Source organism: Bradyrhizobium sp. BRP23 (assembly GCF_020194135.1).
In the GTDB taxonomy this organism is placed as follows: domain Bacteria; phylum Pseudomonadota; class Alphaproteobacteria; order Rhizobiales; family Xanthobacteraceae; genus Bradyrhizobium; species Bradyrhizobium yuanmingense.
Window position 1 is genome coordinate 170152 of record NZ_JADYVW010000002.1, and the last position, 25974, is coordinate 196125.

Here is a 25974-nt window from a genome sequence, read left to right on the forward strand (position 1 = left end):
GTCAGTCATATATATCGAATGACGAAGAAGCCGACCAAAGCCGCCTTGCCCTCCGCCGCTCCCACCGGAGCGAACGACCCTGGGACTGCTGGCCCCGATGCAGCGCCTGCCTCGAACCGCGCCTCGCGTGCGGCGGAGCGGCGTGCGGCGATCGTGGAGGCGGCGATGGAGGAGTTCATCGCGCGCGGCTTTGCCGCCACCAGGCTCGACGACATCGCCAAGCGCGCCGGCGTCGCCAAGGGCACGATCTACCTGCACTTCAAGGACAAGGAATCGATGTTCGAGGAGCTGGTGCGCATCGTCATCGTTCCCGTGGTCGCACGGCTTACCACGCTGCCGCCGCCGGCAGGCTCGGTGCGCGACCTCATCGAGACGTTCGCCGGCAACTTCCTGAAGGAGGTGATCGGCACGAGACGGGGCGATCTGGTGCGTCTGATCGTGGCGGAGGGGCCGCGCTTTCCGTCCGTCGCCGACTTCTACTACCGCGAGGTGGTCTCGCGCGGGATCACTGCCATGCGCGCGCTGATCGAGCTCGGCATCGCCCGCGGCGAGATCCGGCAGAAGGACCTCGCGCACTATCCACAGATCCTGGTCGCGCCCGCGATGATCGCCGTGATCTGGCAGAGCCTGTTTGCGCGGCATGCGCCGCTCGACGCGCAGGAGATGCTGCGCGTTCATCTCGATTTGATTTTTGGCGAACGGAGGACGACATGAGGTCGTCGCAAGTGATTTCTTTCTTGGCATTGGTCCTTGTGCTCGCAACTGGGCTTGCGGGGTGCAAGGAGAAGCGCGATCCCGGCTTCCAGGGCTGGGTCGAGGCCGACATGATCTTCGTCAGTCCGGACGAAGCCGGGCGCGTCACCAAGCTCAATGTCCGCGAAGGCGACGAGGTCAAGGTCGGCGATCACCTCTATTCCGTCGATGACGATCTCCAGCTTGCCGACCTCAACCAGCAGAAGGCGACGCTTGCGAATGCGCAGCAGACCTATGACCGTGCGGCCTCGCTGAACAAGACCGGTTCGGGCACGCAGGCCAATCTCGATTCCGCCGTGTCCGCCTTGCGCGTCGCGGAGGCGCGGGTGGCGACCTCGGAGACGCGGATGGCGCGGCGCAAGGGCTTTGCGCCAGTCGCCGGCACCATCCAGCAGATCTATTTCCGCGAAGGCGAGATGGTGGCGGCGCAGCGGCCGGTGCTCTCGATCATGCCGCCCGGCAACATGAAGCTGCGCTTCTTCGTGCCGGAGACCGAGCTGCCGAAGCTCGCGATTGGCGACACGGTGCGTGTCTCCTGTGACAATTGCGCCGCCGACCTCACCGCGAAGATCTACTTCATCGCGACCTCGGCCGAATACACGCCGCCCGTCATCTACAGCCTCGAAGAGCGCAACAAGCTGGTCTATCTGATCCAGGCGCGACCCTCGCGGCCCGATGCCTTGCGCGTCGGACAGCCGATCGACATCCACCTCAATCCCAAAACTCCTGAGACCAAGACACCGGTGGCGGACAAGCGATGAGCAACGGCAACGGCATCGCAATCGACGTCAAGGGCCTGACCAAGTCATTCGGCGGCCGCGAGGTCGTGCACGATCTGTCGATGCAGGTGAAGCGCGGCTCGATCTACGGCTTCCTCGGTCCCAACGGCTCGGGCAAGACCACCACCATCCGCATCCTCTGCGGCCTGCTGACGCCCGACAGCGGCGAGGGCACCTGTCTCGGCTATGACATCCGCCGCGATGCCGAGAAGATCAAGCGCCAGGTCGGCTACATGACCCAGCGCTTCAGCCTGTACCAGGACCTCTCGGTGCGTGAGAACCTCGAATTCGTGGCGCGGCTCTATGGCCTCGCTGACGCGCGCGGCGCCGCGCGCGACATGATCAAGCGGCTCGGGCTCTCGGGGCGGGAGGAGCAGCTCGCCGGCGAGCTCTCGGGCGGCTGGAAGCAGCGGCTGGCGCTCGGGGCCTGCACGCTGCCCAATCCACAATTGTTGCTGCTGGACGAGCCGACCGCCGGCGTCGATCCCAAGGCGCGTCGCGATTTCTGGAACGAGATCCATGCGCTGGCCGCCGAGGGCCTCACGGTGCTGGTCTCGACCCATTACATGGACGAGGCCGAGCGCTGCCACGAGATCGCCTACATCGCCTACGGCTATCTGCTGGCGCACGGCACGGTGGAGGAGGTCATCGCGAAATCCGCGCTGACGACCTATACCGTCACGGGCGACGACCTGAACGAGCTTGGTGCCGCGCTTACGGGCAAGCCCGGCATCGACATGGTGGCGCCGTTCGGCACCTCGCTGCATGTTTCCGGCCGCGACGTCCCGGCGCTCGAAGCCAGCATCGCGCCCTGGCGCGAGAGAGGCGGCCTGCACTGGCAGAAGTCCAAGCCCTCGCTCGAAGACGTGTTCATCGAGCTGATGGGACGCTCCAAGGACAATTTCCAATGAGCGCGGTAGAACATCCCGAACCACGGCGCGAAATCCGCGAGCGTTTCGGTTTCCTGCGGCGCTCCTACGCGATGCTGGTCAAGGAGTTCATCCAGCTGAGGCGCGACCGCGTCTCGTTCGCGATGATCGTGATGCTGCCGGTGATGCAGCTGATGCTGTTCGGCTATGCCATCAACACCACGCCGCGTCATCTGCCGAGCGCGGTGCTGCTCCAGGAGGATTCCGATCTCGCCCGCTCGGTGCTGAAGGCGCTGGAGAACACCAAATATTTCCGCTTCCTCTACGAGGTTCACGACGTCGACGATTTCGACAACCTCCTGAAGTCCGGCAAGGTGCTGTTCGGGGTCGAGATCCCGCGCGGCTTCGAGCGGGCGGTGCGGCGCGGCGACAGGCCGGCGCTGCTGGTCGCGGCCGACGCCACCGATCCGGTCGCCGCAAGCGCTGCGCTCGGCTCGCTCGGCATGATCGTGCAGACCGCGCTCGCGCACGATCTCTATATCGGCGAGCCCCCGGAGATGCCGTTCGAGATCCGCGCCCACGCCCGCTACAATCCGGCCGCGAATTCCAGCCTCAATATCGTGCCAGGCCTCGTCGGCACCATCCTCACCATGACCATGCTGATCTTCACCGCGCTCTCGGTCACGCGCGAGGTCGAACGCGGCACCATGGAGAGCCTGTTGTCGATGCCGATCAAGCCGATCGAGGTGATGTTCGGCAAGATCGTGCCCTACGTGCTGGTCGGCTTCGTCCAGGCCTTCCTGATCATCAGCATCGGTGTCGGCCTGTTCGGCGTGCCCGTGCTCGGCAATCTCGTCCTGCTGGCGCTGCTGTCGACGCTGTTCATCACCACCAATCTGGCGGTCGGCTACACCATCTCGACGCTGGTTCAGAACCAGCTCCAGGCCATGCAGATGTCGATGATGTTCTTCCTGCCGAGCATTCTGCTCTCCGGCTTCATGTTCCCGTTCGCAGGCATGCCGGCCTGGGCGCAATATCTCGGCGAATGCCTGCCGCTGACCCATTATTTGCGGATCGTCCGCGCCATCATGCTGAAGGGCGCGACCATGGAGAATTTGCGCTTCGATACGCTGGCTCTGGCGGCCCTGATGCTGCTCGCCATGACCGTCGCGGTGACGCGCTTCCGCCGCACGCTGGATTGAGGCACAATACCCCGGAATCGAGGGGCGGGATGGCCAAGTTTGCGAGCAGGAAAGCGCGGCAGCATGCCGTCTTGTCGGAGGACTTCGAGCGCGAGCTGACGCGGGAGGTGCTGCGCACCGAGCTGTTGCGGGTCCGGGCGCTGATCGCGACCGGCTGCGTCATGACGCTGTTCCTCACCGCGATCTATCTGATCGACCCCGCCGTGGTGAACCGGGTCTGGCGCGGCACCGAAGGGCTCGCCGAAGTCTACGGCCTGCTCGTCGGGTTCATTTTGTTCGAGGTCTGGGTCCACACCCAGATCAGGAAGAACCTCCGCCTCGATCGCGACGTGCCGGTGGCCAGGCGCTATATCGGCACGCTGATCGAGACCTCGCTGCCAACGGTGATCCTCATCCTGCAGATCCGGTCCATGGGCGCGACCCAGGCCCTCGGCTTCGCCGTGCCGCTGATGTATTTCATTTTCGTCATCCTCTCGACGCTGCGGCTCGATTTCTGGCTCTCGACCTTCACCGGCTTCGTCGCTGCTGCCGAGCTGTTCGTGGTCGCACGGGTCTACGATCCCTCGAGCAGCGTCGGCGAGCCCCAGCTCTATTTTCACGCGGTGCGCAGCGCCATCATCCTGATCTGCGGCGTGCTCGCCGGCGCCGTCGGCGCGCAATTGCGCCGACAGTTCGCCGCGAGCATCGCGGCCGCCACCGCGCGTGACCGGGTCACCAATCTGTTCGGCCAGCACGTCTCGCCGCAGGTGGTGGAGCGGCTGATGACGGCGGGAACGGGCGCTAGCGGCGACGTCCGCCGCGTCGCGGTGATGTTCGTCGATTTCCGCGGCTTCACGGCCGGTGCGCAGTCGCGCAGTCCGCAGGAGGTGGTCGACCGGCTCGACGGCGCCTTCGCCGTCCTGGTCGACATTCTCGACCGCCAGGGCGGCATCGTGAACAAGTTTCTCGGTGACGGTTTCCTCGCGCTGTTCGGCGCGCCGCTGGAAGCATCCGACGCCGCGCACCGCGCGGTCGCCGCCGGCCGCGAGATGCTCCGGGCAATGGACCGCATCAACGCAGAGAGCAGCTGGCCGCTGCGGATCGGCATTGGCATCCATTTCGGCGAGGTCGTCGCCGGCAATATCGGCTCGCCCCGGCGCAAGGAATACACGGTCATCGGCGACACCGTGAACTTCGCCTCGCGACTCGAGGCGCTGAACAAGGATTTCGGCTCGCAGCTCCTGATCTCGGCGTCCGTGCGCGAGGCGCTGGGAGCCGACGGCAGCGATGCCGTCGCGCTCGGCGAGGTCGAGGTGCGCGGCTACGAGCAGAAAGTACCGGTGTTTCAGCTGGGGTAATGTGCATCACACATCGGCGCGCGCAGTTCACTTTCATCCAAGCGATTGCTCCGATTGCACTCAATTTTGGGGCATGACGAGCGATGTTTTCGGCTTGTAGAGTGCTGCGCGATGCGGCCGGTCGCGGCCGCGACTTGCATGAGGAAGTGACGATGCAGCGCCGCTACATCACCGTCGACGTGTTCACCGACCGCGCCTTCGGCGGCAACCAGCTCGCTGTGGTGCTCGATGCCGGCGGGCTGACGACGCAGCAGATGCAGGCGATCGCGACGGAGTTCAATTATTCCGAGACCACTTTCGTGCTGCCGCCGCGCGACAGGGCCAACGACGCCGAGGTGCGCATCTTCACGCCGGTGCAGGAGATCGCCTTTGCGGGCCATCCCAATGTCGGCACCGCCTTCGTGCTGGCCTCGATGGCGAAGGAGCCGAAGCCACGCCTGCTGTTCGAGGAGAAGGCCGGGTTGGTCCCGGTCGAGATCGAGCGAGAGCAGGGCAGGGTGATCAGAACCGAGCTCACCGCGCCGCAGCCGCTGCAGCGGCTCTCAACGCTGTCAACAGCGGAAGCGGCGAGCTGCATCTCGCTCGTTGCCGACGACATCAAGACCGACAATCACGAGCCACAGGTCGTCACCGTCGGAAACGCGTTTCTGGTGATGGAGCTGCATTCGCGTGAGGCGCTGAAGCGGGCCCGGCCCGATGCTGCGGCCTTTGGCAAGGTCTTGCCGCGCGATGGTGCCCGCTCGGTGTGGTTCTATACGCGCGATGTGCCGGCGACGGAGGCGCCTTGCGAGCGACAGGCGCGCATGTTCATGCGCGGTGCCAGCGGCCTCGTCGAGGATCCCGCCACCGGCAGCGCCACGGTTGCCGCCGCTGCGCTGTTCGCCGATTTCGATCCCGCGCGCGATGGTGAGCTCAAGCTCACACTCGGCCAGGGTTTTGACATGGGTCGTCCAAGCATCCTCTCGACCCGCGTACGCAAGCAGGACGGCAAGATTGTATCCGCTCACATCGGCGGCGCTTGCGTGCAGATGATGGAGGGGACGTTCCGGCTGGCGGGGGAGGGGTAACTTGTCATTCCGGGGCGCGCGTAGCGCGAACCCGGAATCCATCTAGCCGCAGTGTTGGTGGAGGAATGGATTCTCAGGTGCGCAATTGCGCACCATAGTTCGCGCCAAGAGGCGCGCCCCGGAATGACGGCTGTGGCTACACCTGCCGCCCCGCCAAATTCTTCACCGCAACCCCATCGCGCTCCTCGATGATCTCCGCGATCATCTGGCGGTGGCAGTGGGTGTGGTCGCGCTCGTAGCAGAGCAGGCACACCGGGCCGGCCTTTTTCACCAGCGCAGAAAGCTCGTCCATCTCTTCCCTCGCCTGCGGCGTCTTCAGGTGCTTGGAGAAGATCATCTCCAGCACGTCGTATTGACCGCTGCGGGCGGCGAGGCGGCCTTCCTTCGGCGTGCCGAGCGCGGCGAGATGGACATAGCCGATGCCGCGCTCGTCGAGGCCCGCCGAAAGCTGCTTCTTGGAAAAGCCTGGCCGGCGCGACGAGGTCACCGCGCGCACGTCGACCACGAGCTTGACGCCGGCCTGTTCCAGCTCGTCCAGCACGGCCTTCGGCGGTGTCTGCTCGTAGCCGATGGTGAAGAGCTTCTTCGCCTTTGCCATGGGACCCTCAACTCACCCGTGCGATCAGTTCCATGGCGCCGTGCGGTGCGCGCACCTTGCCCTCGTGGATGACGTAAGCGAACACGTCGCGCGGCTCCTTCTTCGGCTTGGCCTTGTCAACCTTCGGGAGATCGTCGGGTTCACCGCCCGAAGCCCAGTCCTGGAAGCGCTCGGCCCAGGCGTCGAGCTGCTTTGGCGGATAGCAGGTCTTGATCTCGTCATTGCCCTTCTGCAGCCGCGCGTAGACGAAATCGCCGGCGACATCTGCGATGGCGGGATATTTGCCGTGCTCGGCGAAAACCACGGGCGTCTCGAACTCGCGGATCAGCGCCACGAAGTCCGGCGTGCAGAAGCTGTCATGGCGCACTTCCACGACATGGCGCAGCGCGCGCCCCTCGAGCTTGCGCGGCAACAGCTCCAGGAACTTGCCGAAATCGGCGCCATCGAACTTCTTCGTCGGCGCAAACTGCCACAGCACCGGCCCGAGATGATCGCCGAGTTCCAGCACGCCGGAATCGTAGAACCGCTTGATGGAATCGCCGGCCTCGGCGAGCACGCGGCGGTTGGTCGCAAAGCGCGGTCCCTTCACCGAGAACACGAAACCGTCAGGCACCTCGCTCGCCCATTTGCGAAAGCTCTCCGGCTTCTGCGAGCCGTAATAGGTGCCGTTGATCTCGATCGAGGTCAGCTTCGAGGCGGCATAGGACAGCTCCTTCGCCTGCGCGAGCTTCTCCGGATAGAACACGCCGCGCCAGGGCTCGAAGGTCCAGCCGCCGATACCGATGAAGATGTTGCCGGATTTTTTGGACGCAGTTTTTACTTTGGCCACGGGAGGATCTCGCATCGACGGGGAGGGATCTCATCCTAATCAAACCAGATGTGATTGGCCAGTTGGCCGGTCCGGTCTAAGCTCGCGACGGGCCCGCGAAGAAGGAGAACAAGATGCGGATGCTGCTGGTGGGGGGCGCGCTCGTCATGATGACATCTGCTGCCATGACAAGTTCTGCCGTGACAAGTTCTGCCGTGGCGGATGACGACGACACGAAGGGCGCGCAGAAGCTCGCTCAGCAGGGCCGCGACGACTATTGGCATTGCCTCGCGCGGGAATATTCGCGCGAGTCCAATCAGGGCCTGTCGGAGCAGGATTTCGGCCGCTCGGTTGCCGGAGCCTGTCCGTCGGAGCGGCAATATTACCGGGTCACGCTGCTCGATTATCTCACCACGCAATATCCTGATATCGATGGCGGCGCTCATCTCGCCACCGCGAACAGAGCGGTGGAGGCGGCGCAGAAGGACATCGTGATGGCCTTCGTCAAGCACCGGCCGCCCCAGAAGTAGGGGAGTGGCGAATCGCGAATAGGGCGACACGGCATGCCATGCTCACTCGCCACTCGCCATTCGCGATTCGCCCTGGGCCTTCCAGTCGCGCGCTCATCCATGGTATCACTGAGCCCGTCTGGAGCAGGAACTTGCATGTCGTCTGAGTCGGTGGGTGGCATTCTGGGGGCGATCGTCGCGGCGGTCGTCCTTGCGGTTGCCGTCGTGTTCGGGCCGATCGGCCAGTACGGCAAGCCGCCCAAGCCGGCGAAGGCCGAGCCGGCGGCGGCGCCACCCGCAGCCCCGGTCGCGCCCGCGCCGCGCGGGCCGGTCATCCGGGAAGTGCCCAACCAATAGGGTTTGAAAATCGGATTTCCGCCCCCTTGCGGAACGCTTTTGCCATTCCCATCTAGCTTCTAACGGCGACGTTGAGCGTAAAGACCTCCGTCGCTGGAACGACCTTGGAATTGCTTAAGGCTTGCGCCGGATGTACGCGCGGCCCGCCGTTCCGGGGTCGTTGGCATTTTAGGCCCCTTTTCGGCCCTTCCCCAGACCCCCGGCTTGGCAGCGCAGGATGCGGCGGATATACGCTGCCGTCATGAACGAAGCGATCAGACCGGGCATCGACAACCAAGCCCACGAGGGGCCGGAACTGTCGGTCATCGTCCCAACTTTCAACGAGCGCGACAACGTCACCGTGCTGTACCGCCGCCTCGAGGCGACGCTCGCCAACGTCGTCTGGGAAGTCGTGTTCGTCGATGACAATTCGCCCGACTGCACCTGGGATGTCGTGCGTGAGCTGGCGCAGCGCGACAGCCGGGTGCGCTGCGTCCGCCGCATCGGCCGCCGCGGCCTGTCGGGCGCCTGCATCGAGGGCATCCTTGCCTCCAGCGCGCCCTATGTGGCCGTGATCGATGCCGACCTCCAGCACGACGAGACGCAGTTGACCAAGATGCTGCTCTTGCTCGCGAGCGATCAGGCCGACCTCGTCGTCGGCAGCCGCTACATCGAGGGCTACAAGAGCGAAGGCTTCAACAGGCAGCGCGCCGGCGCCAGCGCGCTCGCGACCGAGGTCGCCAAGAAGATGCTGCGGGTGGAGATTGCCGATCCCATGAGCGGCTTCTTCATGATCCGCCGCGACCGCTTCGAGCAGCTCGCGCCAAAACTCTCCGTGCACGGCTTCAAGATCCTGCTCGACATCGTCGCGACCGCGCACGGCAGCTTGCGGGCGGTCGAGATTCCCTACACCTTCGGCGCCCGCCAGCACGGCGAGAGCAAGCTCGATTCCATGGTCGCGCTCGACTTCCTCGGCCTCGTCTTCGCCAAGCTGACCAACGACATCGTCTCGCTGCGCTTCATCCTGTTCGCGATGGTCGGCGGCATCGGCCTCGTCGTGCACCTGACCACGCTGTTCATCGCGCTTCGCCTGTTCAACGCGCCGTTCCCGGAGGCGCAGGCCGCGGGCGCCATCGTCGCCATGACCAGCAATTTCGTCCTCAACAACTTTCTCACCTATCGCGACCAGCGGCTGAAGGACTTTGCGCTGCTGCGCGGCCTGATCGCCTTCTACATCGTGTGCAGCGTCGGCCTGCTCGCCAATGTCGGCGTCGCCTTCTCGGTCTACGACCAGGAGCCGATCTGGTGGCTGGCCGGCCTGGCCGGCGCGTTGATGGGCGTGGTGTGGAACTACGCGATGTCCGGACTGTTCGTCTGGCGCAAGAAATAGCGCGTGATGGGCGGGGCCGACGCGCGGATCGTCCGCAACACCGCGCTGCTGATTGTCGCGCTGGTGGGATTGCGGCTCGTCGCAGCCGCCTTCACGCCGATCACGTTCGACGAAGCCTATTACTGGATGTGGTCGAAGAGCCTCGCCGGGGGCTATTACGACCACCCGCCCATGGTCGCCTATGTGATCCGCGCCGGCACCATGATCGCGGGCGATACCGAGCTCGGCGTCCGCCTCGTCTCGATCCTGCTCGCGCTGCCGATGAGCTATGCGGTCTATCGCTCCGCCGCAATTCTGTTCGGCGGGGTGCGTGTGGCCGCGACCAGCGCCATCCTGCTCAACGTGACGCTGCTGGCTTCCGTCGGCACGCTGATCGTCACGCCCGATGCGCCGCTGCTGGTCGCCTCCAGCTTCGTGCTGTTCTTTCTCGCCAAGGTGCTGGAGACCGGACGCGGCGCCTGGTGGCTCGCGGTCGGCGCCGCCGTCGGCGCGGCGCTATTGTCGAAATACACCGCGATGTTCTTTGGCGCCGCGATCCTGATCTGGCTCGCTTGCGTGCCGAAGCTGCGGCGCTGGTTCCTCTCGCCCCGGCCCTATCTCGGCGGCCTCGTCGCGCTGGCGCTGTTCTCGCCGGTGATCCTCTGGAATGCCGACCATCAATGGGTCTCGTTCGCAAAGCAGCTCGGCCGCGCCAAGATCGAGGACTTCCGCCCCGTCTTCATCGCCGAGCTGATCCCGACCCAGATCGCGTTCGCAACCCCGCTGGTCTTCATCCTCGGCGCCATGGGCCTGCATGCGCTGACCTGGCAGCGCGCCGGCGCGCTGGCCTCGCGCGTGCTGATCGAGACGATGTTCTGGACCATCGTCGCCTATTTCGTCTGGCATTCGCTGCATGCGCGCGTCGAGGCCAACTGGTTCGCGCCGGTGTATCCGCCGTTCGTCATAGCCGCGGCCGCCGCGGCCAATCTTGCGCAATGGAAGCCGCGTCAGCGGCGCCTCGTCGACGTTTGCCTGCGCTGGGCCGCGCCTGTGGGCATCGTCATGTTTGCAGCCTTGATCGTGCAGGCCAATACCGGCTGGTTGTCCGGATATCGCCGCGATGCCACCGTGCGCAGTGTCGGTGTCGGCTGGCGCGAGCTCGCGGCCGGAATCGAAGCGGTGCGCGCGCGCAGTGGCGCCACCTGCGTGCTGGCGCAGGATTACGGCACCACGAGCTGGCTCGCATTCTATCTGCCGCGCGGCACCTGCGTCGCGCAGCAAAGCCAGCGCATCCGCTGGGTCAACATGACCGAACCCGATCCCAAGCTGCTCGCCGGCAAGCTGCTCTATGTCGACGAGCTGCGCGCCGACGGTCATCCTGCCCTCAATGCTCTCTTTGCAAAGGTGACGCAGGTGGCGCAATTGCAGCGCAAGCGCGGGCCGCTCGTGGTCGAGACCTACGGCATCGACCTGCTGGAAGGCGCCAAGGGCGAGGTGCTGGACCGCTCGCCGCCGCCGGAAGCGCGGTAGCGGCTTAATCGATCATCTCGGCCTTGTCAGCATCCTGTCCCGGCCCATCGCGATCGCGCCAGAACCAGACAGTCACGACGCCGGAACGGCCGCGGACCCGGGCGAGCAGGGGGCCGGACAGAACGCCGTCGGGCGCGCCCTGGAAGTCGGCCGCATCCAGCAGCGTGTCGCTCAGCACAAGGCGCGCATCGTTCTGGGCGGCAATCTCCATCAGCCGGCTTGCGACGTTGACGGTGTCGCCCGTCGCCGTGATGTGCTGATGGCTTTCGCCGAGTCGCGAGGCGACGATCGGGCCGCAATGTGCGCCGATCTTGTAGCCGAGCTGACCTGCGATCGCCGGCGGCAGCGAGGCGATCCAGCGTGCGAGGCCGCGATGCAGATCGACCGCGCATTTCAGCGCGCGCGCCGAGTCGTCGGGCATGGCGCGCGGCAGCCCGAACAGGATCATGGCGCCGTCGCCGAGAAAGCCCGTGATCATGCCGCCGCAATCGATCGCGATCCGGTCGATCAGCGCATGAAACGCCTTCAGAATATCCGTGAGCTCGTCCGGATCGATCCGCTCGCTCAAACCGGTGAAACCGGAGAGATCGACGAACACCACGGCTGCATCCTGCCGCACCGGCTTCGACAGGAAGTTCGGATCTCGCGAGAGCCAATCCCGCAGCGCCGGAGCCTGGAATTGCGCAAGCGACCTGCTCTTAGCGGCGAAATATTGCGTGCGGCGGCCTCCGGCCCACAGCTGCACGCCGGCAAAGACCGCAACCGGCGGCACGGCGGCGGCGAGCGTGGTCGCGGCGTTCAGCCAGACGCCGTGCGTGAACGCGAACAGGTTGAGCCCGGCCCAGGCGATCATCACCGCGGCCGCCGCCATGGTGCCGAGTGCGATGCGCCGCCAGGCGAGCAGGCCGACCAGCAGCACCGGCAGCAGGATCGCCGTGAGCGCGTCGGCAATGCGGACGCGGTGGTCACGCAGGATGGCGTCGCCGGCGACGAGATGCGTGATTGCGGTCGAGACCACCTCGACGCCGGGCATCAGGGAATCGAACGGCGTCGGATAGAAGTCGCCGCCGCCGGCGACGGAGGCGCCGATCACGACGATCCGGTTCTCGATGGCCGCGCGATCGAGCGTGCCGTCGAAGATGCTCTGTGCGCTGACGGTACGGATGGTGCGGCGCGGGCCGTAATAGGTGATCGGCAATGCCAGATTGCTGTCGGTCGGCACCACGCGATCGCCGAGCATGAGATGGCCCGGCGCGACGGTCAGCGGCTGGTCGAGCGCGCGCGCCGCGACGCGCAACGGAAACGACAGCTCGACCTTGTCGCGGGTCCGGAACAGCATCGGCACCGAGAGCGGCGAGCCCGATTGCCCGGTCGCGACGTTGACGATGCCGACCTCGGCGTGATCGGCGAATGCGGGCAATGGCTGCAGGAAGCGCTCGGCCTCCGGCAGCACGGCCAGCGGACCTTCGCTGCTGGGTGACACGGTTTCGCTGGCCGAGGGGAAGATCGCGGCGGCGGCGAGCACCATGCGGCCGGTGGCCAATGTGTTGGCCAGCGTCGCATCGCCGATCGCGGCGCTGCGGTCGACCAGCAGCAGGTCGATCGCCACGACCTTCGGCTTGAACTGCACGATGGTATCGACCACGCGGGCAAGATCGGCGCGCGGCAGTGGATAGGTGCCGCCGCGCTTCACCACCGTGTCGTCGATCGCAACGATGGTGACGAAATCCGGCGGACGCCGCACGCCGCGCGCCTGCGTCCGCCAATCCGTCAACGTGGCTTCGAGGCGGTCCAGGAAGCGCAGATGGCCGTGGGCGTGCGTGGCATAGATGCCCGCGCCCCACAGCGCGGTGAGGACGAGTGCCACCAGGATCTGAACGCGTCGGCTGCGCATGCGGTCTTGCAATCGTATAATCCAAATCTCATGGGCCGGGCCTTGCCGGCCCCGGCTCATTGCCCGAGTCTGGCCATGAGCGCGTCGACGCGCGGCTGGCCCCAGGTCTTGACGGTCAACGGACCGGTTGGCTCGACATCGACGCCTTCGCCGGGGCCGAGCACGACGCCGCGTCCACGAGCCCTGCGGCTCACGCCGACCCGGCCGTCTGCGACGAACACGGAAGTCTTGGCGTCGGCGGCATCGACCGCCCATTTCGTGCCGCGCACTGCGGCGATCGCTTGCGGCGTCAGCACCTTGAAGGGATTGCCGCGCGGCTTCTTGGGCACCTCGATCAGCAGCGCTTTGCTGCTCAACTCCACGGAGTCTATATGTCCGTCGCGGTTGGCGTCCTTAAGTTCAAATCTGGCGCCGTTTTCCGCAACGATGGTGATGCCGTTGTCGCAGCGCCAGGTCTGCGTCCCGGCAGCCGACGGCGATGCCGTGCAGCCCGCATTCGCCGCAGGCTGCGCAGTCGCAGATCCGATCAACAGAAACGACCCCGCCAGGGCGAAAAACCCCGCGCGCGCAATCCCTCTCATGCCAGCCTCCGTTTGCGTGCTCGGCACAGCTCAGGGCAGGATGATACGGTACCGTATCACGCGCAGAGGCTGCTGAAAAGTGCCGAAGTGGGAGCTATTTTCTCGCACCCGCGATGTCCAGAACCGAGGCGATCAACTTTCAATCACGGCGCCGTGCCGCGGTGCCCGGCGCGTCATGAGCATGCACCGTTGTCGCGCGGCCGACGAGGCCCAATCCGACGCGTCGTCCACCAGCCTCGCGCAACGCTGGCGCGTTACGTTCGGGGGCAGTGGAGGGCCACGAAAATGACGTTCTCAAGTGCGTCATGGATGTGGCCGCAGACGTCCGCAGAGCCTGCTGAACCGGCCGAGAATTATAGTTAACAGACCCGACTAAGTCCGTAGTTCTGCGGGCGTTTTTCTCAAAACGGGACAGCGTTAACGAGTCGCCGCAGATCCGCCCGAACTTAATCCGCATTTAACTAAAAGTCGCCTTAATGACGCTCCGACCCTCTGCGAGATGCTGTTCCCGGATCGTGACCAGCGGCACTTCGAAGGGGGACAGAGTGACACCGTCCTGGACGCAAGGCGAATGAGTACGAGTATCGCTGCGCAGAGTAACGCGGCACGGAAGTCCAAGAATTTCTCGAAGACCAATTCGCGGAAATCTTCCCGGAAAATGACCACGACCAATTGGCTTGGCGCCGCGGCGATCGGCTGCGCCGTGATGGGCGCCGCCTGGACCATTCACAGCAACATCTTCGGCGCGAGCGTCTATCCCTCCGTCGGCAGCGTCGGCTACGACGAGCCGGTGATCAAGCGCGCGCCCAGGGTGGTGCTGCGCGAGGCCGGCGAGGCCATCAAGGAAACCTTCGCGCTGCTGCCCGACCGCCTCCAGGTCGCAGCTCCGATCTCGCGCGAGATGTTCAACGAGCGCTTTGCCGCGGCCGCAACGCAGGGCGTGCCGTCGAATGCCACAAGCGCCGCACCCCCGGCGCAGGTCGTTGCGGTGGCCAAAGACGCCCCGAAGCAGGGCGTGATCGCGAAGGTCGCGGAGGCGCTGAAGCCGGCGGCCAAGGGCGCCGACAACGCCGCGGACAAGACCAAGCGCGCGCCGGCTGCCCAGCTGCAACTCGCCTCGGCCGACCCGGCCGAGATCGTGCCGGCGCCCGAAGCCAAGCAAAAATCCTTCGCCGACCGTGCCAAGGCCGCGGTGATGTCGATCACCGCTCCGCGCCAGGCGATGGTGGAAAAGCTGTGGGGCAAGCGCGAAGCGTCCGGCGGGCTGCTCGCCTACGCCTCGGCCGATGCCAGCATCACTGCGTCCATCGCCCCGAAGGAGCAGAACCCGATGTTCGGCGGCGCTCCGCCTTATGAGCGGGACACCGCGGTCTACGACATCACGGCCAAGATGGTGTATCTGCCCGACGGCACCAGGCTCGAGGCGCATTCCGGCCTTGGCGCCAATCGCGACGATCCGGACTCCCGCCGCCTGCGCATGCGCGGCGTGACGCCGCCGCACATCTACACGCTGAAGCCGCGCGAGGCGCTGTTCCACGGCGTGCCGGCGCTGCGCCTCACCCCGATCGGCGGCGAGAGCGCGATCTACGGCCGCGACGGCCTGCTCGCCCACACCTTCATGCTCGGGCCGGGCGGCGATTCCAACGGCTGCGTGTCGTTCAAGGACTATTACGCGTTCCTCGACGCCTACCGCAACAAGGGCATCCGCAAGCTCGCGGTGCTGGCGCGGGTGGAGTGAGGCGAGCTCAGGCCGCAACGGTCTTGCGCAGCGCCATCTCGGTCGCGATCGCGCGCCGGACCGCGGGGCGGGCCTGCATGCGTTCGAGATAGGCCGCGAGCGGTGGCCATTGCGCGATGTCGATCCCTGCCGGACGGAGCAGAAGCAAGGTCCAGGTGAGATGGGCATCGGCCACGGTGAAGGCGTCGCCGACGAGGAATTCGCGGCCCGCCAGATGCGCTGCCGGCACCGACAGTGTCTGCATGATCCTCGCGCGCGGCTTGGCCAGCGAGCCGTCGTCCTTGTACCAGAAGGTTGGAAACAGGAACGCCTTGTGGATCTCGGCGCCGACGAAGCTCAGCCATTCCTGCAGGCGATAACGATCGATGTCGCCGGGCCGCGGCGCAAGGCGTGCCTCCGGCTTCACATCGGCGATGTATTGCAGCACCGCTGCGCTTTCCGTCAGCCGCTCGCCGTTCTCCAGCACCAGGACCGGCACCGCGCCCTTCGGTGACACCTCACGGAAGTCGCGGCCGTCGTCCACGAGCCGCTTGGTCCAGATATGGGCGAGGTGATACTGCGCCTCGATTCCGGCCTCCAGCAACGCGATGTGGCTCGAGAGCGAGCAGGCCATCGGAAAGAAATAGAGCTGCAGCATCGGGAAGGTCTCCTCAGGTCAGCACGTCGCTCTGCGCGATGATCGCGAACCGGTCGGACAATTCGGCCAGAGCGACCTCGTGAACAATTCTCGCCGGCAGCGTGCCGCCGCGCCCATCGGGAAGATCGCGCGTGGCGCAGGCATCCGCCGCGATCGTCGTGCGCAGGCCGAGATCGAGCGCGGCGCGCGCGGTCGAAGACACGCACATATGCGTCATGAACCCCGCGAGCACGATGTTCTTGCGTCCGGTCGCGGCCAGCCGGGCCTGCAGGTCGGTGCCGGCGAAGGCATTCGGCAGCGCCTTCTCGATCACGGGCTCGGTCGCGAGTGGCGTCAGGCGTTCGACGATCGCGCCGCGCGCCGCCTCGCGGTCGAACAGGCCGCCGGCGCGACCCTTGTGCGCGACGTGGAAGATCGCAGCTCCGCTCTCCCGTGCGCGCGCGAGCAGGCGCGCAGCCGCGGCGATCGCCGCTTGCGCCTCGGGCAGGGCGATGGGGCCGGCGCAATATTCGTTCTGGATGTCGATCAGAACGAGGCATGTCTCGTTGAGCTTGGGCGGATCGAGATCGGCGCCGGCGAGTTCGAGCAGCGTCTTTGGAGCGGTCATGCCGTCAGGCTTTCGTGAATTCGGATGCTTCGACACTAGCGCAGCAGCAGCCTGCCATTGTGCAGGACTATTGCAGCTGATGGCTGCGAATTTGCAGGTAGCGGCGGCGCCTGCTAGGCTCGCCCCGATGAATTGGGACGATCTGCGCATCATCGCCGCGGTCAGGGACGAGGGCACCTATGCCGGCGCCAGCGCGCGGCTGCGCATCGACGAGACCACCGTCGGCCGCAGGCTTGCGCGCATCCAGCGCGATCTCGGCGTGAAGCTGTTCGATGCGGTGGACGGCGTGCGGCGGCCGACGCGCCAGTGCGAGGCGGTGCTCGCGCATGTCGGTGCGATGGCCGCGCATGCGGCGGCGATCGACCGCATCAAGGAGGGCCAGGCCGGCCCGGTCGGGCGGCTGCGCATCGCCTCGACAAATGCGGTCGCCGAGGAGCTGCTGGCGCCGCATGCGAGCAGCTTCCTGCGCGATCATCCGGGGCTGACGCTGCAATTCCTCACCGCGAGCGGCAACGTCAAGTTCTCGCGCTGGCAGGCCGATCTCGCCATCCGCCTGCGCAAGCCGGAGAAGGGGGACTTCACCATCTCCAAGCTCGGCGACGTCAGGCTGTACTTCTTCGAGCCCGCGGACCGCGGCGGCCGCGAGCCCGTTGCGTGCGTCTATCCGGACGAGCTCGACGCGATCCCGGAAGCGCAGTTCTTGCGTGCGAAGCGGCTGACCAACATGCGCTGCATCACCGACAATATCCGCATCATCCGCACCATGATCCAGTCGCATCTGGCCATCGGCGTGCTGCCCGAGCACAGCTGCGCACCCCTGCTCGCCGACCGCAGCCTGCGCGCCACCCTGCTGCCGAAGCGCCGCGACGTCTGGCTGCTCGTGCAGAACCACCTCAAGCGCGATCCCGCGACACGCGTGACGATCGCGTGGGTGAGGGCGTGCTTCCAGGACAGTGCGCGCAAATGATGCCGCATATCGCCGCGATCATCGCGCCACGCTGCGCACGCTGCGACGAAAAAACTTCACCCGCCCCCTTGCAACCCGAACGTGCCTGGTCTATTAGCGCCGTCCTTCGCTAGGCCATGGGTTCGGGCTCGCTGAGATCCCGACTGGCGCGGGCCGGGTCTTGCCGGTTTCGTGTTCCGCCGAATGAAGGAGAAACGCAGGACGTAGCTCATGGAGAGCGTCGGGTTGAACACCCGAAGGCATCGGTTCGATTCCGGTCTCTTGCACAAAGGATAGCTCAGTTTGGTAGAGCAGATGACTTTTACTCATCGGGTCGCGGGTTCGAATCCCGCTCCAGCGCTCCGTTTCAGCCTGAAACGCTGATACCTCTGACGAGGACCGGACGCGCGCTTCAGTCGCGGTCCGGCCGTTTTGCCGCAAGGCTTTCCGTCCGAACCTAGACACTGTGAGACCGGCTTTGCGCCGCGGGTAGATACCGCTTGCGCTGATGCCGGGTGGCTCCGCACGGCCGCGCGACACGTCTCGCGCGATCGCGCGCGTGCGCCCGTCGTCATGCAAGCTCAAGCCCCGGCCCGCCGATTTCGCGGGAAGCGTCGTCCGCGTCCTCACGTCCTTTGCAGGTGTAACCCGCTATCCGGCCGCGCTCGGCCGGAGGCAACTGAAGGAGGCGTGCCATGACTTTGAACAAGACTTGGCATTTGCTGATGCTGAACGTGACGGTGAAGGATGGCGAGCGTGCGTTGCTGACGCGCAACGGGCAGCTCGTGCGCGTGCTCGCGCCCGGCAAGCATCGCCTGTTCGATCCCCTGCACGAGCTGAAGGTCGAGGTGCTCGACGTGGTCCGCAGCGAATTTCCTGCGGAGCGCTACGCAGTGCTGAAGGCCGCGCGGCCTGACCTTGCCGCCGAGCTGTTCGAGGCGGTCGAGACCAAGGCGGACGAGATCGCCATCGTCAGCCTCGACGGCCGGCCCGTGCATCTGATGACGCCTTGGCAGGTGCGCGTCTACTGGAAGGTCGCAACGCGCATCGATGTCGAGCGCATCGATGTGTCCAGCGACGTCAGGGTCGACGCGCGGCACCTCACCATGATCGAGCGCAGCCGCTCGACCGTCATGAGCGAGACTGTGGTCGAGAACCACGAAGCGGGCCTGCTCTATGTCGAGGGCCGGCTCGTGGAGCGGCTCGCGCCCGGCCGGCACGCCTTCTGGACCGTCGGCCGCAAGATCGAGGTGAAGCGCCTCGACCTGCGGCCCCAGGCGGTCGAGATCACCGCGCAGGAGATGCTGACCAAGGATCGCATCGCGCTGCGGGTGACGCTGACGGCGTTCCGCCGCATCGTCGATCCCGAGCGCACGGTGGCGACCGTGCCCGACGTGGATGCGTGGCTGTACCGCCTGGTGCAGTTCGCGATCCGCGAGGCGGTGGCGGGCCGGACGCTGGACGAGGTGCTGTCTGCGAAGGCGGTGCTGGATGCGGAGCTGCGCGACTATGTGCGTGCACGCGTCGCAGAGTCCGGCGTGGAGGTGACCGAGCTCGGCGTCAAGGACGTGATCCTGCCCGGCGAGATCCGGGAGCTGGTGAACAAGGTGGTGGAGGCGGAGCGGGTCGCGAAGGCGAACCTGATCCGCCGGCAGGAGGAGACCGCGGCGACGCGTTCGCTCCTGAACACTGCCCGCCTGATGGAGGAGAACCCCCTGCTGCTTCGGCTCAAGGAGCTGGAGTCGCTGGAGCGGCTGGTCGAGAAGGTCGGCCGCATCGACCTCCATGCCGGTGAAGGCCAGGGCCTCGATGCCCTCCTGACCCGGCTCGTGCGTCTGAAGGCGCCCGAGAGCGCATGAACCGAAGGGCCGCCCACGGGCGGCCCTTCACATCGGCGTTGCCGCCGTCTGCGATGAACGCGATCGGCGCGCAGCGCGACCAATTTGAGCTCGTCGGGGATTGAGCGCGCTCGCAGGTTGCGTCATCTTGGGGCCGCAACGTCTTGATCAGGGAAGGCACATGACCGTTCTTCAGGAATCGATCCGCCCCGCGGCACGATCCAGCGATTGGAAGGCGATCGTCGTCCTGATCCTCATGATCCCGGTGCTGTGGTCGCCGGTGATCCTGTTTCGCTTCGTTCTGTATCAGCCGTTCAACATTCCGTCCGGTTCGATGACACCGGCGCTGATGGTCGGCGACTACGTCTTCGCCGCGAAATACCCCTACGGCTATGGCCGCTATTCACTCCCATTCGCGTCGTCCTGGATCTCGGGCCGCATCCTCGCCGCCGATCCCGAATACGGGGACATCGTGGTATTCCGGACGGCTAAGGACGGTTCTGCCGACTACGTCAAGCGCGTCGTCGGCTTGCCCGGAGACCGCATCCAGATGCGGCAGGGCCGGCTCATCCTCAACGACCGCCCGGTGACCCGCATCGCCCTGGAGGCGACATTTGCCGGCGACGCCTGCGGTGTCGACGACCGCGCCGCCGTCAAGCGCTGGCGCGAGACGCTGCCGAGCGGCGCGTCCTATGTGACCTACGACTGCCTCGACAACGGCTATCTCGACAACACAGACGTCTTCACCGTGCCGCCGGGCCACATCTTCGTGCTCGGCGACAACCGCGACAATTCCACCGACAGCCGCATGTCGACATTCGGCTTCGTCCCGATGGACAATCTCATCGGCAAGGTGACGCGGATCTTCTGGTCGCTCGACGAAGACGGCGAGCCGCGCTTCGAGCGGCTCGGGAAGGTGGAGTAAGGCTTGCTCCGTCATTCCGGGGCGGCGCGCAGCGCCGAGCCCGAAATCCAATAATCACAGGCGGACGGGAATGGCCTACTATGTCTACATCCTTGCGAGCAAGAAACACGGCACGCTCTACATCGGCGTGACCAACGACCTGGTGCGCCGCGTGTATCAGCACAGAACGAAGACCGTCCCCGGCTTCACGAGCAAGTACGGCGTCGACAAGCTCGTCTTGTTCGAAATCTACGACGATGCCGTGAGCGCCATTGCCCGCGAGAAGGAGCTCAAGACATGGCGACGTGACTGGAAGACGCGTCTCTTCGAGGAGCAGAACCCAAATTGGGATGATCTCTATCCGGGGCTGACCAAATAAGGTTCATCCTGCACTCCTTGTCATTCCGGGGCGCGCCCCCTTGGGCGCGAGCCCGGAATCCATAATCACAGCCAGATGGAGTGGGCCCGCTATGCCCGTCGCCCGTGAGTTGCGTGGTTATGGATTCCGGGCTCGCGCCCAAGAGGGGCGCGCCCCGGAATGACGTGCTCCCCAAAACAAAAACCCCGGCATCGCTGCCGGGGTTTCGCAATTCGTATCGTGCCTGAACGGCTGGATCAGAAGTCCATGCCGCCCATGCCGCCGCCCGGGGGCATCGCCGGGCCGGCGCCGCCCTTCTTCGGCAGCTCGGCGACCATGGCTTCCGTGGTGATCAGGAGCGCGGCCACCGAGGCAGCGTTCTGGATCGCGGTACGGACCACCTTGGTCGGGTCGATGATGCCCTTCTTGACGAGGTCGGCATATTCGCCGGTCTGGGAGTCGAAGCCGTAATTGTAGGCCTTGTTCTCCAGGATCTTGCCGACGATCACCGAGCCGTCTTCACCGGCGTTGATCGCGATCTGGCGAGCGGGGGCCGACAGCGCCTTGCGCACGATCTCGACGCCGGTCTTCTGGTCGTCGTTCTTGGTGCGCAGGCCCTTGAGCTGCTCGGAGGCACGGAGCAGGGCGACGCCGCCGCCCGGGACGATGCCTTCTTCCACGGCCGCGCGGGTCGCATGCATCGCGTCATCAACGCGATCCTTGCGCTCCTTCACCTCGACCTCGGTCGCGCCGCCGACGCGGATCACCGCGACGCCGCCCGCGAGCTTGGCGAGACGCTCCTGGAGCTTCTCACGGTCGTAGTCCGAGGTGGTCTCCTCGATCTGCGCCTTGATCTGCGCCACGCGCGCCTCGATGTCGGCCTTCTTGCCGGCGCCGTTGACGATCGTGGTGTTCTCCTTGTCGATCATCACCTTCTTGGCGCGACCGAGCATGTTGAGCGTGACGTTCTCGAGCTTGATGCCGAGGTCTTCCGAGATCGCCTGGCCGCCGGTCAGGATCGCGATGTCCTGCAGCATGGCCTTGCGGCGATCGCCGAAGCCCGGAGCCTTGACGGCCGCGACCTTGAGGCCGCCGCGCAGGCGGTTCACGACGAGGGTCGCAAGCGCTTCGCCTTCGACGTCCTCGGCGACGATGACCAGCGGCTTGCCGGTCTGCACCACGGCCTCGAGCAGCGGCAGCAGCTCGTTCAGCGAGGAGAGCTTCTTCTCGTTGATGAGGATGTAGGCGTCGTCCATCTCAACGCGCATCTTGTCGGCGTTGGTGACGAAGTAGGGCGAGATGTAGCCGCGGTCGAACTGCATGCCCTCGACCACGTCGAGCTCGGTCTCGAGCGACTTGGCTTCCTCGACGGTGATGACGCCCTCGTTGCCGACCTTCTTCATGGCGTCGGCGAGGAACTTGCCGATTTCGGCATCGCCGTTGGCCGAGATGGTGCCGACCTGGGCGATCTCGTCGTTCGAGGTGACCTTCTTCGAGTTCTTCTCGAGGTCGGCCACGACGGCTTCGACCGCGAGGTCGATGCCGCGCTTGAGGTCCATCGGGTTCATGCCGGCGGCGACCGACTTGGCGCCTTCCTTCACGATCGCCTGGGCGAGCACGGTGGCGGTGGTGGTGCCGTCGCCGGCCGCGTCAGCGGACTTGGAGGCGACTTCGCGCACCATCTGCGCGCCCATGTTCTCGAACTTGTCGTCGAGCTCGATCTCCTTGGCGACGGTGACGCCGTCCTTGGTGATGCGGGGAGCGCCGAACGACTTGTCGAGCACAACGTTGCGGCCCTTCGGACCGAGCGTGACCTTCACCGCATTGGCGAGAACGTCGACGCCGCGCAGCATCTTGTCGCGCGCTTCAACCGAGAATTTGACTTCTTTGGCTGCCATCTGGAGTTTTCCTTAGGTGAGTTTGACTGGAGGGGAGGAGAGGGGCTCTTAAGCCGCCTTCTTCTTGGACTCGCTGACTTCGAGAACGCCCATCACGTCGCTCTCCTTCATGATCAGCAGGTCCTGGCCGTCGATCTTGACCTCGGTGCCGGACCACTTGCCGAACAGCACGCGGTCGCCGACCTTCAGGTCGATCGGGATCAGCTTGCCAGCTTCGTCGCGGCCACCGGGGCCAACGGCGACGACTTCGCCCTGGGAGGGCTTTTCCTTGGCAGTGTCGGGAATGATGATGCCGCCAGCGGTCTTCTCTTCGGCGTCGATGCGCTTGACCACGACGCGGTCGTGAAGCGGACGGAATTTCATGCAGTCCTCCTAAGCAATTGCTCGGGTTGAGGTTTTGAGATTGTTAGCAATCGTTGCCCGTGAGTGCTAGCACGAGCGAGCCTGAAATAGGACAGGAATTTTGCGGGAGCAAGGGTTTGTAGCAGAAAAATTAGCAGCCGAAAGCGCGGACTGCCAGAAACCCCTCGCCATCGTTAACCGGGCAGCCGTGACCGTATTAGCACGGAGTCGTCTCTGCTGCTAAAGCATTGAATTTCAACAGCTTGTTAAACTTTTGGGCTTGAGATGAGTTGTCAGTTTGCGTCACATTTCTCTCATGTGAGCGCATCGTTTCCGGGTGGCTCCCCGGGGCACGGACCAAGCCACTCGCCGAATGCGCTCCTGCAAAGGAGGTTTGGCATGGGACTGCGCGTTGGGGGCGTTTCCGAGGAATTCCGGAAACAGATGCTGGGCTACGGGCTGACGACGGCACAAATTCTTTATCGGATGCCGGATCATCCCTCGCTGCTCCAGACCTATGTCTGGCAGAACTACGACATGTTTCCGAAATTCCCCGCGCTGACCGATTTCCTGGCGTTCTGGCAGGAGAAGCTCGACGGCCCCCTCCATTCGGTGACGGTGGCGCATTCCAAGCTGATCAAGCCGGCCGAGCTCCGCGCCGTCGACGGCGTGTTCCGCCTGCATTGAGGCCGCAAGGGTGGATTAGCCTGCGGCGGCGCGACGCGCTGCCGCTGGCGTAATCCACCTCGTTTCTCTCCGCGTGCCGAAACAGAAACGGTGGATTACGCCTTCGGCTAATCCACCCAACGAGATCACGCAATCAGACGCCGCCGCTGCAATAACGCGTCCACATCGCGCGATAGGCCGCGTCCACCGCGCGTGCATATGAGATGGGGTTGCCCGCGGCCGCGGCGTTGATCGTTGCGGGCAGTTCGCGGCGCAATTTGTCGAGCTCGCCGGTCTCGGCCGCGCGGCTGGCCGCGATCTCGACATAGGCCTCCTCGCTGTCGGCGACCCAGTCCGGCAGGCCAAGCGCGGTGAGGATGGCGCCGGCGGCGCGGCCGGGCAGGCTGTTGCCGAGCTTCGCCACCACGGGCACACCCATCTGCAGGGCTTCCCATGTGCTGACGCCGCCGTTCTGCGGAAACGGATCGAGAGCAATATCGATGCGATTGAACGATGCCAGATGCTCGTCCCGCAAGGTGGCCCCGAGCAGATCCACGCGTTCGGCCGGCAATCGGCAAGCCGCAAATCGCGCCAGCAGCTCGTCGCGGACCAGCCGGTCGTCGAGCGCCACGTCCTTGATCAACAGTCGCGAGCCCGGCACCCGTTCGAGGATCCTGGACCAGACTGCCGCGGCCTCGTCCGAGATCTTGCTGATGCGGTTGAAGACACCGAAGGTGACGAAGCCGTTCGAGAGCGCCGGCGTTGCGGCTCGCGCAATCCCGGCCGGCAGCGGCGCCAGCGTCACGAAGCACGGCAGGTCGACCACCGTCTCTGCAAACAGATGCCGAACGTCGTGCGGAATCCCGACCGGATCCGAGAACAGATAGTCGATTGTCGGCAACCCGGTGCCGGTGCCATGGCCCCAGCCGTGCGCCTGGATCGGTGCCGGCTTGCGCGCAAATATGCCGAGGCGGTTTCCTCTGGTATGGCCGGACAGATCGATCAGGATATCGATGCGATCGTCGCGAATCTGGGCGGCGAGGCGATCGTCGCTCCATTGCGAGGCGTCACGCCAGCGATCGGCGATGCCTTGAAATTCGCGTGTCGTCGCGTCCACTTTCGCCGAGCACGAGTAGCACACGATCTCGAACTGGGCGCGGTCATGGTGTTGCAGGACGGGCTTGAAGATGAACGCAGCCGAATGCGCGTTGAAGTCCGACGAGACGTAGCCAAGCACCAGGCGGCGATCCGGATCGCGGCCGTTGTCATGCGGTGCCGCCGCTTCTGAAGCGATTTTCGCGCCGATCCGCTCCCACCATACGCGTCGCGCCTGCTGATGCCGCTCGACGCTGGCGTCCGGCACAAAATCGAGCGTGAAGATCTTGCTCGAGATCGCGCTCTCGAGATCGGGCCTGATATCGAGGGCTCTGTCGAAACTGGCGAGGGCTTCGTCGACCCGGCCGAGTCCGGCAAGACAAAGGCCCAGCACCAGATGAGCCTGATCGGAATCGGGCGCGATCGCGAGCGCCTTCTCGCAATCGGATAGTGCCTGGGCCACCTGCCGGGTCTGAAGCAAGACATTGGCGCGCCAAAGCCATCCGTTCACGTCGTCAGGGGCGAGGGCGATTGCCCGGTTGCAATCCGCCATGGCCTCGTCGAATCGCTGCAGCTCCCGGAGTGCCACGGCGCGGTTCGCCAGCGCCGCCGCATAGTCGGGCTTGATCGCGAGCGCGCGGTTCAGGCTTGCAAGAGCCTTGTCGTAGTTGCGCAGATGGCAGAGCGTGGAGCCGCGGCCGTTGTGGGCTTCGGCGAGGTTTGCGTCGACGGCGAGCGCCCGATCGTAGCTGTCGAGCGCTTCCTGGTAGCGATCCAGGGCCGCGCTCGCGTTCCCGAGATTGGAGAGAGCGAGGGCGTAGTTGGGCCGCAAGGCGAGCGCCTTGCGATAGCTCTCGCGGGCATCATTGTGACGTTTCAGCCCGTTCAGCGCGACGCCCAGGCTCATATGGGCTTCGGCCGATCGCGGATCGACGACAACCGCCCGGCTCAGCAGGCTCTCGGCCTGCTGATAATTCCCAGCATCGGACTCCAACGCGCCGAGCATATGCAGCGCGATGAATTGATTGGGCGCGATCTGCAGGAGCTGGCGATAGGCAGCCTTGGCCCCGGGCAAGCGTCCCTTCTTGTGCAACTCGAGCGCTTGCCCGAGCAAGGGCAGCACGTCGGCCTTTTGCCGCTTCTGAAGCCGGGCATTTTGAAATGCACGCTGACCGACATTGCTGCCCATGAATCAATTCCCCCGGATGTCCCGGGCGAGACTAGTTCAGCGCGAGAACGAAGACGAGACGACCCCAGCCCGACGCGCCAGCTTGGGGCAAGCTACGATCCCATACGGTGATCGCGTGATTGGC

Annotated in this window: 25 protein-coding genes and 2 tRNA genes; 18 read left to right on the top strand and 9 right to left on the bottom strand. The window is 65.4% G+C overall.

What is annotated here, in order from left to right; genetic code table 11:
* Positions 1-18: 18 nt before the first annotated feature.
* From I6F24_RS05090 to I6F24_RS05115, 6 genes are all read left to right on the top strand, one after another.
* Positions 19-714, top strand: coding sequence for a TetR/AcrR family transcriptional regulator (locus I6F24_RS05090; protein WP_225124775.1), 696 nt, complete (start codon positions 19-21; stop codon positions 712-714).
* Positions 711-1514 carry an efflux RND transporter periplasmic adaptor subunit gene (locus tag I6F24_RS05095; RefSeq protein WP_036027776.1) on the top strand — a complete coding sequence of 268 codons (804 nt, stop codon included), beginning with the start codon at positions 711-713 and terminating at the stop codon, positions 1512-1514. The genes I6F24_RS05090 and I6F24_RS05095 overlap by 4 nt, the downstream gene beginning before the upstream one ends.
* Positions 1511-2443 carry an ABC transporter ATP-binding protein gene (locus tag I6F24_RS05100; RefSeq protein ID WP_036027774.1) on the top strand — a complete coding sequence of 311 codons (933 nt, stop codon included), beginning with the start codon at positions 1511-1513 and terminating at the stop codon, positions 2441-2443. The genes I6F24_RS05095 and I6F24_RS05100 overlap by 4 nt, the downstream gene beginning before the upstream one ends.
* On the top strand, positions 2440-3603 hold the full coding sequence (locus I6F24_RS05105) for an ABC transporter permease (protein ID WP_036027772.1): 1164 nt from the start codon (positions 2440-2442) through the stop codon (positions 3601-3603). Before I6F24_RS05100 ends, I6F24_RS05105 begins: the two co-directional genes overlap by 4 nt.
* Before the next feature lie 29 nt (positions 3604-3632).
* Entirely contained in the window at positions 3633-4940 is a 1308-nt protein-coding gene (locus I6F24_RS05110) for an adenylate/guanylate cyclase domain-containing protein (RefSeq protein ID WP_225151257.1), read from the top strand.
* Positions 4941-5092: 152 nt separating this feature from the next.
* Positions 5093-6007: a PhzF family phenazine biosynthesis protein gene (locus tag I6F24_RS05115; protein ID WP_225151259.1), complete on the top strand. Its 915-nt coding sequence runs from the start codon at positions 5093-5095 to the stop codon at positions 6005-6007.
* A 136-nt stretch (positions 6008-6143) separates the two neighbouring features.
* Here the strand turns inward: I6F24_RS05115 and I6F24_RS05120 are convergent, their stop codons facing one another.
* The gene (locus I6F24_RS05120; RefSeq protein WP_225114389.1) at positions 6144-6605 is read right to left on the bottom strand and encodes a DUF488 domain-containing protein; all 462 of its coding nucleotides are present in this window, start codon (positions 6603-6605) and stop codon (positions 6144-6146) included.
* 7 nt (positions 6606-6612) lie between these two features.
* Positions 6613-7449 (bottom strand): DUF72 domain-containing protein, encoded by an 837-nt coding sequence (locus I6F24_RS05125; protein WP_225151261.1) that lies wholly within the window; start codon positions 7447-7449, stop codon positions 6613-6615.
* A 98-nt stretch (positions 7450-7547) separates the two neighbouring features.
* On the opposite strand from I6F24_RS05125, the gene I6F24_RS05130 reads away from it, so the two are divergent.
* The 4 genes from I6F24_RS05130 to I6F24_RS05145 all read left to right on the top strand — a co-directional run bounded on the left by I6F24_RS05130 (position 7548) and on the right by I6F24_RS05145 (position 11157).
* On the top strand, positions 7548-7943 hold the full coding sequence (locus tag I6F24_RS05130) for a hypothetical protein (RefSeq protein ID WP_225151262.1): 396 nt from the start codon (positions 7548-7550) through the stop codon (positions 7941-7943).
* A gap of 135 nt (positions 7944-8078) precedes the next feature.
* A complete protein-coding gene (locus tag I6F24_RS05135; RefSeq protein ID WP_225151264.1) occupies positions 8079-8279 on the top strand; it encodes a hypothetical protein in 201 nt (66 codons plus the stop codon).
* Between the two features lie 241 nt (positions 8280-8520).
* Positions 8521-9648: a glycosyltransferase family 2 protein gene (locus tag I6F24_RS05140; protein WP_225151266.1), complete on the top strand. Its 1128-nt coding sequence runs from the start codon at positions 8521-8523 to the stop codon at positions 9646-9648.
* A gap of 6 nt (positions 9649-9654) precedes the next feature.
* Positions 9655-11157, top strand: a complete 1503-nt coding sequence (locus I6F24_RS05145) for a glycosyltransferase family 39 protein (RefSeq protein ID WP_225151268.1) — start codon at positions 9655-9657, stop codon at positions 11155-11157.
* A 4-nt stretch (positions 11158-11161) separates the two neighbouring features.
* On the opposite strand, the gene I6F24_RS05150 is transcribed toward I6F24_RS05145, so the two are convergent.
* Complete coding sequence (locus tag I6F24_RS05150) at positions 11162-13051, bottom strand: adenylate/guanylate cyclase domain-containing protein (RefSeq protein ID WP_225151270.1); 1890 nt, start codon at positions 13049-13051, stop codon at positions 11162-11164.
* A gap of 56 nt (positions 13052-13107) precedes the next feature.
* On the bottom strand, positions 13108-13632 hold the full coding sequence (locus I6F24_RS05155; protein WP_036012807.1) for a FecR family protein: 525 nt from the start codon (positions 13630-13632) through the stop codon (positions 13108-13110).
* 658 nt (positions 13633-14290) lie between these two features.
* Here I6F24_RS05155 and I6F24_RS05160 point away from each other — a divergent pair.
* The gene (locus I6F24_RS05160; protein WP_036027759.1) at positions 14291-15370 is read left to right on the top strand and encodes a tlde1 domain-containing protein; all 1080 of its coding nucleotides are present in this window, start codon (positions 14291-14293) and stop codon (positions 15368-15370) included.
* Positions 15371-15377: 7 nt separating this feature from the next.
* Here I6F24_RS05160 and I6F24_RS05165 read toward each other — a convergent pair whose 3' ends face one another.
* A complete protein-coding gene (locus I6F24_RS05165; RefSeq protein ID WP_225114395.1) occupies positions 15378-16007 on the bottom strand; it encodes a glutathione binding-like protein in 630 nt (209 codons plus the stop codon).
* 13 nt (positions 16008-16020) lie between these two features.
* Positions 16021-16614: a cysteine hydrolase family protein gene (locus I6F24_RS05170; RefSeq protein WP_036012801.1), complete on the bottom strand. Its 594-nt coding sequence runs from the start codon at positions 16612-16614 to the stop codon at positions 16021-16023.
* 127 nt (positions 16615-16741) lie between these two features.
* On the opposite strand from I6F24_RS05170, the gene I6F24_RS05175 reads away from it, so the two are divergent.
* From I6F24_RS05175 to I6F24_RS05200, 6 genes are all read left to right on the top strand, one after another.
* Positions 16742-17581 carry a LysR family transcriptional regulator gene (locus I6F24_RS05175; protein WP_225124785.1) on the top strand — a complete coding sequence of 280 codons (840 nt, stop codon included), beginning with the start codon at positions 16742-16744 and terminating at the stop codon, positions 17579-17581.
* A 196-nt stretch (positions 17582-17777) separates the two neighbouring features.
* Positions 17778-17847: transfer RNA gene (locus I6F24_RS05180), tRNA-Phe, on the top strand.
* Between the two features lie 4 nt (positions 17848-17851).
* Positions 17852-17917 (top strand) — tRNA-Lys (locus I6F24_RS05185).
* Positions 17918-18255: 338 nt separating this feature from the next.
* Entirely contained in the window at positions 18256-19419 is a 1164-nt protein-coding gene (locus I6F24_RS05190; RefSeq protein WP_225124786.1) for a slipin family protein, read from the top strand.
* 160 nt (positions 19420-19579) lie between these two features.
* On the top strand, positions 19580-20323 hold the full coding sequence (gene lepB, locus I6F24_RS05195) for a signal peptidase I (protein WP_225151272.1): 744 nt from the start codon (positions 19580-19582) through the stop codon (positions 20321-20323).
* Between the two features lie 70 nt (positions 20324-20393).
* Positions 20394-20681 carry a GIY-YIG nuclease family protein gene (locus I6F24_RS05200; protein WP_225151274.1) on the top strand — a complete coding sequence of 96 codons (288 nt, stop codon included), beginning with the start codon at positions 20394-20396 and terminating at the stop codon, positions 20679-20681.
* 236 nt (positions 20682-20917) lie between these two features.
* On the opposite strand, the gene groL is transcribed toward I6F24_RS05200, so the two are convergent.
* Positions 20918-22558, bottom strand: a complete 1641-nt coding sequence (gene groL / locus I6F24_RS05205) for a chaperonin GroEL (protein ID WP_057029537.1) — start codon at positions 22556-22558, stop codon at positions 20918-20920.
* A 48-nt stretch (positions 22559-22606) separates the two neighbouring features.
* Positions 22607-22921, bottom strand: a complete 315-nt coding sequence (locus I6F24_RS05210) for a co-chaperone GroES (RefSeq protein ID WP_025037205.1) — start codon at positions 22919-22921, stop codon at positions 22607-22609.
* A 378-nt stretch (positions 22922-23299) separates the two neighbouring features.
* Between I6F24_RS05210 and I6F24_RS05215 the strand changes: the two genes are divergently transcribed.
* Positions 23300-23587 (top strand): usg protein, encoded by a 288-nt coding sequence (locus I6F24_RS05215; RefSeq protein WP_036015394.1) that lies wholly within the window; start codon positions 23300-23302, stop codon positions 23585-23587.
* Between the two features lie 133 nt (positions 23588-23720).
* Here I6F24_RS05215 and I6F24_RS05220 read toward each other — a convergent pair whose 3' ends face one another.
* Positions 23721-25850 (bottom strand): tetratricopeptide repeat protein, encoded by a 2130-nt coding sequence (locus I6F24_RS05220; RefSeq protein WP_225151276.1) that lies wholly within the window; start codon positions 25848-25850, stop codon positions 23721-23723.
* Positions 25851-25974 lie beyond the last annotated feature (124 nt).